Source organism: Pseudonocardia bannensis, from assembly GCF_012911875.1.
Classification (GTDB): domain Bacteria; phylum Actinomycetota; class Actinomycetes; order Mycobacteriales; family Pseudonocardiaceae; genus Pseudonocardia; species Pseudonocardia bannensis.
The window spans coordinates 1-9,835 of record NZ_JAAXKZ010000170.1 but is presented as its reverse complement, the minus strand read 5'-3'; the positions used below and the strand labels follow the sequence as shown (position 1 = coordinate 9,835).

Sequence of the window (9,835 nt, the reverse complement as noted above, 5' to 3'; positions counted from 1 at the left end):
CCCCTGCGCCGGCCTGACCCTCTACGCCGTCCTCCGCGAACTCCAGACCCTCCTCGGCCTCTGGACCGGCGCCTGCCACACCTGCAAACGCCCCTACCCAGACCCGACCTAACAAAGCCCTACTAGGGCGTGTCGCCTGAATTGCGCCGCCGAGCCCGGTGATCCGCATCGTTCCCGGCAACGCCGCCGGGGCGGCGTGGGCGCCGAGAGCGGTGGTGGCGATTGAGACACGCCCTAGCCCCGAGTGCCTAGATCCCGGCGGCCAAGCCGCAGCGGTGGAAGGTCCACAACGACAACTAGTCCACCGCCGCCCGCGCCAGATACGGCACCGGATCCACCCCCAACCCCGCGCTCACGCCGCATCCTGCGCCTCGGCAGCCCCGTCAAGCCCCTCGCCGTCGCCGGCCCCGTTCCCCTCGTCGATGGCGGCGTCGGCGATGGCGAACTTGGTCCCGCACGCCCCACACAGGATCGGACCCGCCGCCAGAACACTCTTGGAGACCCGAATCTTGCGGTCGCACCCACACACCGCCGACGGGGCCGGCTTCGACTTGCGCCCCTCCCCCGAGACCTCCACCGCCCGGATCAACCGCAACGCCGCCCCCAGCTCCTCGATCGTCGACGCGTACGCCTCCCGCGTGGCAGTGGGGATGCTGGTCGGGGACCACCCGATCTTCGCGTCCTTGGTGACCTCGATCCCTAACTCCTCGGCCAACGCCTTGAAGCGCGCGTTGTGCCAACGCCCCTGACGGGACGTGTCCTTGACCCCGCGGACGTGCGCGAGCGCGTGCGCCGCCTCGTGCAACAACGTGGCCAGCACCTCCGCCGGACCTCGGGCCAGGCCCTCGCCGCCGACGAACACCTCCGGCAGCCGCTCCGCCGCTGCCGCGCCGTCGGCCGTCTCGGACTGGGCCGGGGTGCTCCAGCGCATCGCCGCGAAATGCCCCAACCGCAGAGCACCCGACCCCGAACCCGCGCCCACGATCAACACCACCGCCGGAACCTCCGGGTGCCGAGACCGGATCGCCGCCCACGCCCCCTCCAAAACGGCGACCATCGGCGCGCTGATCCCTGCCGTTGACGCGTGCGCGTCAATCCCGGTTCCCTTCTCGTTTCCGGCGCCCGCGCTGCTGGTCATCAGTGCCTCCGTGGGTCTGCTGGCCCGTCCCCTTGGGGTGGCGGGGAGTTGTTTCCCCCGCCGCCGTAAGGCGACTCAGCGCGGCCGTGGAGGCTCGCGGTCCAGGGCGACCGGAGGTCGTCGCCGAAGGCGATGCGCAGCGAAGCGGAGCACCCTTGACCGGGAGGTCGGCCGTGCTAAGCCAAGGGCCGGCAGGCCCCGCCCGCAGGGCGTCCACCATCTGTTTCACGGCCCGCGCGGCCGTGAGCGCAGACCTGCACCGCATTGCTGCGGCAGCCGGGCGCCTGGCTCAGATCCACTCGGACCGGCTCGTGGTGACGCCCCACCCTCACGAGTCGAACTACTGTTCGATCTGGGCTATCGTCGGTCTCCCGCGCGGCGGCCGGCGACGGGGAAGGTCGGCGGCCCCGCGCGGGCCTGGTCCGCCGACCGCTGGAGGGTGTCGTCATGGGTGGTTCGAGCCGCTACGACCGTGAACGGCCACCGCTGAGCGCAGACGTCGCCGCGGAGGCGCGCGCGTACTCGATCATTGCGGAGCTGCTGGTCGACTACCGCGATGAGGTGATCGGCGACCGCGAGGTCGCCATGAACCTCAGCAACCTGCTCCACGGTGCTGCGATCGAGCTGAACAACGGCCGGGCGATCCCTCTCGGGATCCGCCGCGCTGTTCGTGGGCTCGCGGACGCCCTGCGGGAGTCGATGGACCCCAACACCCGCACCAGTTGACCGCCGCTCGATACACGTATCGATGGACTGTGCGGCGACCTGTTGGGGTCGCCTGTTTCGTCAAACGCCCTCGGCGGCCGCGTCGGCTGGCTACCGTCCAAGGCATGCAGGACGACGGTCTCGACGAGAAGATGCCGCAGGATCTGGCGGACGCGCTGACGGCCTGGTCGCTCGCCGCGAACTGTGTGCTCTACGAGCGCGACCCAGGGCCTGCGCTGCTCAACGTGGGTAGCGCTGACGAGCCGCGGTATCTGCCGCGGACGCAGGCCTGGCGCGACAGCTACGCCCGGTTCCTGCTGGAGCGCCTCGACGCCGACCATGCGCGTACCGCTGCAGCTCACCACGCGGCGAAGGAGCGTCTGGCCCATACCCAGACTGTCGGATTCCTCCGCTCGATCTACCGAGCTAACCGTGAGGACGGGCTTCTCGCCGCGCTCCGCGCGGTCTCGCCTGCCTCCATGCGAGGGATTCGTCTGAGTCACCAAATCGCGGTCGAACTCTGCGCCCGCGCCGGACAGATCATCACCGAGGCTGGCGCGGACAGCGACGACGTCTCGCGGCGTCGTCTGCTCGCCGCAACCCGCCACGGCAATACCCTCACCGCCCTTGGGGCAGTTCCCGGCGTTGCCGAGGACAGCACCGATCGGCTCGTCGAGGAACTCGACGGTCTCGATGACGACCCACGGCACTTGTGATCGAGTCAGTCCCCAGCACATCCGACGCCGTCACCGTCGCGGTCCAGAGCCCTGCGGTAGCCGGGGTCACCGGCGTGGATGGGCGCAGCCCCTGCAGCTCGCACCGCGGCACAGGTCGCGTAGTACACCGCGGCTCATCCTCGGTGGTGCGCGTAGTTGTCCGGTTGGATTGCGGTTCGGGTCGGGATCAGGCTGGGGGTTTGGCCGCGGCTTCGGAGTTCCTTGCGGCCTCGTCGTGGTCGTGGTGGCCGTTGGTGGTGTCTCACTGACCGTGTCGGGTGCGCGCCACGTCGTCGTAGCAGTAGTTGTGGTTGCCGGGCGCGACAGGGTTGCGGGTTCGTCATTGCTACCGCTGCACGCGCGGATAAGCCCACCGAAGATCAGGACGAGGACGACCAGGCAACCGCATCCCGCGACGGGGTTGCCCTTCTGGGCTGGGCTCATGCTGCTCCGCCCCGGGCTCGAGTACTGCGCGACGTCGTGCCCGGGTGGAGAACGAGCACGTGCGAACAACCTTCCGGGTGTTGATCAAGGCGGGAGCGTGTTCTTGCTCGCCGCCCGCGGCTCGTTCGTTACCCGAGCGCCGAGGGTCGGTCGTGCGCGACGTAAACCTCCACTACCGCCTGTACCCGTGCCGACCCTTTGAAGATCGTTCCGGTCGGCAGAAATGAACCGATTGACAGGTCGCTGTCAAATTCCGGGATAAGTCCCTGCCTTTATCAACCAGTGGAATTGTCGGTATGCCGTGCAACTATTTGTGCATGAAGACGGTGACGGACCGGGACATCGCTGGGATTCCGGCGCGGAACCTGCGGTTGTCGCGGGAGGTGTTCGGGGAGTTTTGGCGCGAAGCAGAGGCGTACTCCGCGGCGCAGACGGCGGACGGTCGCCAGTCGTGGCGCGCGGGAGGTTTGGTGATCACGTGCCGGTGGGTGGCGTGCTCGACCACCGACGTCAACGGGCAGCGCTCCCTGGCGCTGCGGCCGATCACCGGTGGGACACCGGTGGCGTATGAGGAGCTGATCGAGGCCGAGTACGTCGCTGCGGAGATCCTCGCAGCGAAGGATCCGGCTACACGCCGCTACGCCGAGCGGCCGGGCTACGTGGAGGCGGTCCAGGCGGTGTTGAGATGGGTGTGGCGGCGCAACGGGCCCCGGCCAGTCGTGGATCCGACGACAGCAGTGGGCGCCGCGAGCTGATCTGCTCGCGGCGCCCGTCGACAGCAGCGGGGTTTAGGCGTCGGCGTACTCGTCGCCGACCCTGCGGTCTTCCTCGATGCCGTGCTCGGCGGGGTGGTCGTCGGTGTGCCAGCGCACCAGTTCCGCGGCGCGCTGTTCGGTGTCCTGTCCCTCGTCGAGCACCTGACGGGCGGTGACCTCGGCGAGCACCCGGCGGGCGTCATCGAGCGCGACGCTGGTCTCGTCGGCGGACGGGACCCGCACGACGTCCTCGTCGACCTGCGCAGGTTCCTGTGCGGCGATCTCCCGCACGTCCGGCTCGACGAGCACCTCTACCTGATCGTCCTCGATCCTGGCGGTGTCGAAGCCCTCCTCGTCGGTGGCGGCGTCGCCGTCGTTATGAGTGTCATGCCGGTCGGCGTCATAGAGGTCAGCCTCGGTGATGCCGCGGTGGGCATCGTCCTCCAGCCGGGAGGCCTTGTCCGCGGCGATCCACTCCTCCGCGGTCACCTGCGGCTCCGGGTCCTCGTCGGCGTGGCGGATCGACAGCTCCGCCTTAGATCGTTCGCCCTTCACACGGGTCATGGCGGTGTGGGCGAGCCAGACCGCGCGGGCATCGTCGATCTCCTGCAACTTGGCCGACTGCTCGTCGAGCACCGCCGCAAGGGCGGCCGCGTCGACGGCCTCCTGCTCCAGCCGTCCCCGCTCCCCGGGGTCGGATGCCGCGGCGGCCTCGGCGGTGCGCAGCGCAACGGTCCGGCGTTGCGACTCGGCGGCCTGGCGGGTCCCCGCGAGCTCGTTGCCGACGTAGCGGGGCCCCCACGCCTCCTCCCGCGCAGCCGCACGCATCCGCACGTAGAGCTGCCCATCGGACAACTCCATCTCCTCCCGGTCGATATCGGGGCGCCCGAGAGTGCGCCACGCCGCCCGGTACGCGGCGAACGCCTCGGTCTGCCCGGGCGCCGGGGCCGGGCCGAGCAGGTCAGCGGGATCGTCGCTGTCATGTCCACGAAGCTCCCGATACGCGGCGACCGTGGCGGCCTTCTCCTGCCAGCTCGCCCGTTCCGTCGGGTCCTCCGGCACCTCGCCGAAGGCCTCCACGGCCCACGCGGGCTGCTCGTCAGCCGCCTGCACACCGAGAGCGGCGACGCGTTGATCAGCGGCCGCGGCGAGGCGATCGAGGTACGCCTGCCACTCCGGATCCGCTACGGCCGGGGTCCAGTCGGCCCAGGACTTGCCCTCAGGGTCGAACCGGTCCCGCTCGTTGATGCGGGAGTAGACGACGTTGGTGACGTTCCGCGCCCCTGACAACGGCCGCCCGGCAACGGCGTCGACCAGGGTTTGGCGGGCGTCGCGCCCGGCCAGCTCCGCCCGCCGCAGCACGCGGGTCAGCGAGGCCGCGCCGTCCTCAGCGGCGATCCGGGCCCGCTCGATGAACGACAGGGTGCCGTCGGCGGTCAGCTCGTCGAGCCAGGTCGCCGTCCGGTCCGTCGCCGCCAACTGCGAGGCGTCGGCGAGCAGCTCGGCCGGGGTCCGGACCGCCTCGGTCTCCCGGCTCGACTCAGTCGCGGTGGCCAGCGCGGACGTGGACCCGAGGGCATCGTCGGGGTCCAGCAACCTGGAGAGGGCGGCGATCGGGTCGCGGTGGATCGTCTGGTCCTCCCGCCCGTCCGCGGAGTCCTCGACTACGGAGACGGTGGTGACGTGGGCGGTGTTGGACTCCCGCCCGCGGGACATGCTCACGTAGAGCGCGGCCGGCCCGGTCCGCCCGGTGACGACCGCGTGCGCGGTGTCAACGGTGGCGCCCTGGGCGGCGTGCACGGTCGTGGCGTAGCCGAGCGCGAGATCAGAGGCGACGTAGTCGGCGGGCAGCACAATCCGCTCCGGCGCCATCCCGGCAACCGCGTCCACGGCCGGCGCGATCATGGGGGTCACCTCGAGCGAACCGTCCTCGCGAACGGCAGTTACGCGGTAGGTCTCGCGGTTGATCGGTCCACGCCGGTTACCCTCGACCCCGGCGAGGTGCCAGCCGTTGCGACGCGCCTGCACCACATCCCCGACCCCGGCGGTAGTGCCGTCGAGCCCAAGCCGCACCCCGGTCTCCTGCACGCGGCCGAGGCGGACCAGCTCGGCCCGCAGCTCCGACGAGAGGCGGGCGGCCTGCTCGTTGGTGTCGACCAGCAGCAGCGAACGCTGCCCCGCGAGAGTGTCCGCGAGCCAGGCCCGCGCGGCGGACTCCTCCGCCTGCCCGGCAGTGCCGGAATCCAGCAGCCGGCCCTGCTGGTGATAGTCCCGCAACACCGCCTCGTCCCCAGCGCGCAGCCGCAGCGACGCAGACCGCTCCCACTCGGCGGTGAACCGGCGCGCGTCCGCGAGCTCGTAGCGGGCCCCGGAGCTGGCGAGCAGGTCCATGCCGCCGCCAGCGCCGACCGCGGCCAGCTGCTTGTGGTCCCCGACCAGCAGCAGCTTCGCCCCCGCGGCGTCCACAAAACTGTGGATGGCGGCGAGGGCGGTGGTGTCGGTCATCGCGGACTCGTCGACCACCACCAGGTCCCCGGCGTGCAGCCGCCACGTCGCATCCTCATCCTGCGCCGAGGTCTGGGCGGACACTTCGGCGACCGGTGCGGCGAGGCGCTCCTGCGTGGCGAGCCATCGGGACACGTTCCGCGCCCGCAGGCCCTCCCCCGCGAGAACGTTGGTCGCGACCTGGGAGGTGGCCAGTCCGAACACCCGTCGGACCGGGCCGCCCGACAGTTCGGGGTCCGACCAGGCCTTGGCCACGGCGCCGACGACGAAGGACTTCCCGGTCCCGGCCGGGCCGACCAGGGTTTCGATCCGGGCGCCGGAGGTGAGCACGCCGCGCACGGCCGCGGCCTGGTCGACGCCGAGCTCGATACCCTGCTCGGCCAGCCCGGTCAGGAACCGGTCGACCTGCGGCGCCGCGAGGGTGGCGGCGTCGCCGTGCGCGGCCGCCGCGACGAGGTAGCGCTCGGTGCGCACGTGGTCAGGTGTGGCGTAGAGCTGCGCCCCGGGCTGCTGATACGCCGACTCACCGTTGGCCAGGCGCAGCGCCACCGGGAGCGCCTCGACCGCGGGCCGGGCCGCGTCGAGCGGGGTCGCCGACCGCAGCGCCTGCTCAGTGAGCCCGTCGAGCAACCGGGCGACATCGACGCCGTCGGTGGTGCCCAGGTAGTCCGGCAGCGCCGTGTTGATCGCGGCGGTGAGGTCCGCGCGGGTCCAGGCCGCCTTACGGGACTGCACGTCCGCGAGCGCGGTCTCTATCACTGCGGTCGGCGACCATGCCTGCGCCGTCGCCTCCCCGGTGCGGGCGGCCAGGGCGGCGTCGGCGACCCCGGCCAGGCCGCCGCTGATGTCAGAGCGGATCCGGGAGTCGATGCGCTCCAGCAGCTGCGCGCGGGTCTCCCCGTCGTGCGACTTCGCCTTCCGCGTCACCAGGGTTGCGGCCTGGTGGATCCGCTCGCGCTCGTAGCTCGTCGGGGACCGCCCGTACTTCGCCTCGAAGTCCGCGACCAGCTCCGCGGCCTTGACGGTGAGCTTGCGGCGTCGGGTGGAGATCAGGTCCATGGCTTCGGCGGAGACGCCGACGACCTCGCGGGCCTTCCCGTCCGGGCGGGTAGCCAACAGCATGCCGAGGGTGGCGGTGATCCGCTCCTCCGTCGTCCGCTCGGCGACCGCGGCCCCCGCGGTGCGCCAGCGGTGCAGGCTGCGCCCGTCCACGGTGAGCCATTTCCCGTCGGGGCCCTCGACCCGGTTGAGGATGGTGTTGTGGATGTGGAGCTGCGGGTCCCGCTCCCGGGAGTCGTGCTGGAAGAAGCTCGCGACCGTCCACTCGTGGGCGTCGGCGTGGCGCCCGGCGGCGCCGCCGTGGTGCCCGACCCGGGTGTAGCCGGCCTTGTCCTGCAGATAGGTCAGGCCGGCGTTGTTGCCCGCCCAGATCGCATCCTCCACCGCCACCCGGAATCGACCCCACGCCTCCGCCGACTCGGTATCGCCCGCCGTACGGGCGGCGACCTCCTTCGCCTCGAACGCCGTATGCAGTAGCGTCACCGACTTTTGAACACTGAACGTGGCGTCGTAAAACGCCACGTTCCGCCGGGCGTTCTTGCCCGCCTCCGTACGGAGTTCAGCCCGCCGTTCAGGGGACGCTCCAGGCTCGCGTTCAATCGCCTCGGCGTACAACTCGGCCTCCGACTTGTACGCCCGACCGGTCTGCCCCAACGTGTCCAACCCGTCCCACCGGTCCGGGTCGTTGAACCCCTCGCAGCGAGGGTCGAGGAACCGCTCGTAGACCGCCCGCATATCCGCAGCCTCGACCAGGCCCCTCAAGCCGAGCTTCTCCGCTCCGGCGCCCCACCAGCGCCCCGGGGGCTCCCCCTCGGCGACCGCGCCGGTGTAGTAATTCTCCCGGCCGGTCGCGACCTCCTTCAACAGGTACTCCGGGGAGTAGCCGTTGCTGATCCTCAGCACGAAAACCACCCCGCCCCGGCCGTCAGAACGCTCCTATCCAGATCAACTCGGGTGGGTGTAGTTCCCGGGCGGCCGCAGGCCGGAACGGACCCTCGGATCGTGATGCAAAGGTGTGATCGCTTGGTCTTGGTCTTGGCTGTGTCTGTTCTGAGCTGTTCGTCGGTATCGGTGTCGTGTTGCTGAGTGGTGTGCTGGTCGGTGATCTGGTGCTGGCTGATCGGCTGCTGCTGGCGGGTCGTGGTCATCGCTGGATCGCCTCCTGGGCGGTGGTAGTCGAGTCGGTCGTGGCCGCCGCGATGGGCGCGGGGTGCTCGCGCAGGGCCTTGAGGACGGTCGCGGCGGTGCCGCGGGAGACCCGGGCTTCGGCTTCGAGTTCGGAGACGGTCGGCAGGGTGCCGTTTCGGGCGGTGAGTCGGGCGGCGGCGGCCTGCGCGCGTTCACGCGCGGGGGCCTCGCCGGCCCGCGCAGCGGGCCGTCCAACCGGGCCGTTCACCGGACGCTCGCTGGGTGCGGGCGCCGCGGGCCCGGGCTGGGGCTGAACGCTCGCCGGGAGGATCGGCAGGGGTGCGGTCAGGGCGTCGGCTTGAACGCCTGCGCCGTTGAACGCCGCGGTTTGAACGGCCGCCGTTGAACGGGCGGTGATGAGGGCGGCGTCGGCGGCCGCGTGGACGCGCTCGGGCAGGTCCGCGGTCTGGGCGCCGGACTCGCCGTCCCGGTCTGTGAGGCGGTCGGGGGTGTGGTCGGTGGCGAGGAGGTGAAGCAGGTGCGCGGCCAGCGCGGCCGCGATCGCGGGCCAGGCGCCGATGCCGAACCGCATCGCGGCCGGGACGGTCAGGCCGGCCGCAACCTCGACAGCACCCGCCGCCAGCGCCGGTGCCGTGGCCGGGTCGGTGGCGAGGAACACCGCTTGCGCGAGCCCGGACAGGCCGGCCGACAGCACGACGACCGACCAGGCGTAGCGGCGCGCGGACCCGGACAGCCGCGCGGTGGCGGTGTAGGCGACGACGGCGAGGCCGTCGGTGATCAGCGGGTAGATCCACGCGATCGCGGCGGGGACGCGGGCGGCGACGGCGACCTCGTAGAGGCCGTGCGCGGTCGCCGCGGCGGCGCCGAGCGCGACCAGGAGCCCGGGCAGCCACAGCACCAGCCGCGGCGTGCCGGTCGGCCCGTTCATCGGTCGCGCGCTCATCGGGGACCCGTCCGGGTCGGGTCGCCATCGCGGTCGCGCTGCACGAGCCGGTCCGCGACGGCCGACCAGTCCGCGGCGGCGGCGATCGCGTGGGATGCCTGGCGGGCCGCGGCGCATCGCACGGTGCGGGCGGTGGCGATCTCGGCGGCGAGGCGGGCGGCGATCACGAGCGGGTCGCGCTCGACCAGGCAGGCGAGCACGAACACCGCGACCGCGGCGCGCTGCGTGCCCGGGTCGGCGGCCTTCCACTCCTCGCTGCCCAGGAGCGGGACCTCGACGTCGCCGGCGGCGGTGATCCAGGGCCAGAGCTGGGCCTCGACGGCGCCGACGTCGGGCTCGACCCGCCAACCCGGCCGGCTGGGCTTGCGGTTTTCGGGGGTGGTCACGGTCGGGCGCCTTCCGAGGGGTTGGGGTTGCGGGG

The 9,835-nt window shown here is 71.8% G+C and carries 8 protein-coding genes; 3 read left to right on the top strand and 5 right to left on the bottom strand.

Annotation, left to right across the window (positions count from 1 at the left end; all coding sequences use genetic code 11):
• Nucleotides 1-352: 352 nt before the first annotated feature.
• On the bottom strand, nucleotides 353-994 hold the full coding sequence (locus tag HF519_RS27725) for a SprT family zinc-dependent metalloprotease (protein WP_211170678.1): 642 nt from the start codon (nucleotides 992-994) through the stop codon (nucleotides 353-355).
• A 591-nt stretch (nucleotides 995-1,585) separates the two neighbouring features.
• Here HF519_RS27725 and HF519_RS27720 point away from each other — a divergent pair.
• Both HF519_RS27720 and HF519_RS27715 read left to right on the top strand, forming a co-directional pair.
• Nucleotides 1,586-1,864 (top strand): hypothetical protein, encoded by a 279-nt coding sequence (locus HF519_RS27720; protein WP_169415941.1) that lies wholly within the window; start codon nucleotides 1,586-1,588, stop codon nucleotides 1,862-1,864.
• 104 nt (nucleotides 1,865-1,968) lie between these two features.
• The gene (locus tag HF519_RS27715; protein WP_169415940.1) at nucleotides 1,969-2,559 is read left to right on the top strand and encodes a hypothetical protein; all 591 of its coding nucleotides are present in this window, start codon (nucleotides 1,969-1,971) and stop codon (nucleotides 2,557-2,559) included.
• A gap of 5 nt (nucleotides 2,560-2,564) precedes the next feature.
• On the opposite strand, the gene HF519_RS32615 is transcribed toward HF519_RS27715, so the two are convergent.
• The gene (locus tag HF519_RS32615) at nucleotides 2,565-2,663 is read right to left on the bottom strand and encodes an excalibur calcium-binding domain-containing protein (RefSeq protein WP_438826453.1); all 99 of its coding nucleotides are present in this window, start codon (nucleotides 2,661-2,663) and stop codon (nucleotides 2,565-2,567) included.
• Between the two features lie 657 nt (nucleotides 2,664-3,320).
• Here HF519_RS32615 and HF519_RS27705 point away from each other — a divergent pair.
• Nucleotides 3,321-3,758 carry a hypothetical protein gene (locus HF519_RS27705; protein WP_169415938.1) on the top strand — a complete coding sequence of 146 codons (438 nt, stop codon included), beginning with the start codon at nucleotides 3,321-3,323 and terminating at the stop codon, nucleotides 3,756-3,758.
• 33 nt (nucleotides 3,759-3,791) lie between these two features.
• Here the strand turns inward: HF519_RS27705 and mobF are convergent, their stop codons facing one another.
• From mobF to HF519_RS27690, 3 genes are all read right to left on the bottom strand, one after another.
• Nucleotides 3,792-8,225 (bottom strand): MobF family relaxase, encoded by a 4,434-nt coding sequence (gene mobF, locus HF519_RS27700; protein ID WP_312860394.1) that lies wholly within the window; start codon nucleotides 8,223-8,225, stop codon nucleotides 3,792-3,794.
• 241 nt (nucleotides 8,226-8,466) lie between these two features.
• Nucleotides 8,467-9,399 carry a hypothetical protein gene (locus HF519_RS27695; RefSeq protein WP_169415936.1) on the bottom strand — a complete coding sequence of 311 codons (933 nt, stop codon included), beginning with the start codon at nucleotides 9,397-9,399 and terminating at the stop codon, nucleotides 8,467-8,469.
• An 11-nt stretch (nucleotides 9,400-9,410) separates the two neighbouring features.
• Nucleotides 9,411-9,800 carry a hypothetical protein gene (locus HF519_RS27690; RefSeq protein WP_169415935.1) on the bottom strand — a complete coding sequence of 130 codons (390 nt, stop codon included), beginning with the start codon at nucleotides 9,798-9,800 and terminating at the stop codon, nucleotides 9,411-9,413.
• Nucleotides 9,801-9,835 lie beyond the last annotated feature (35 nt).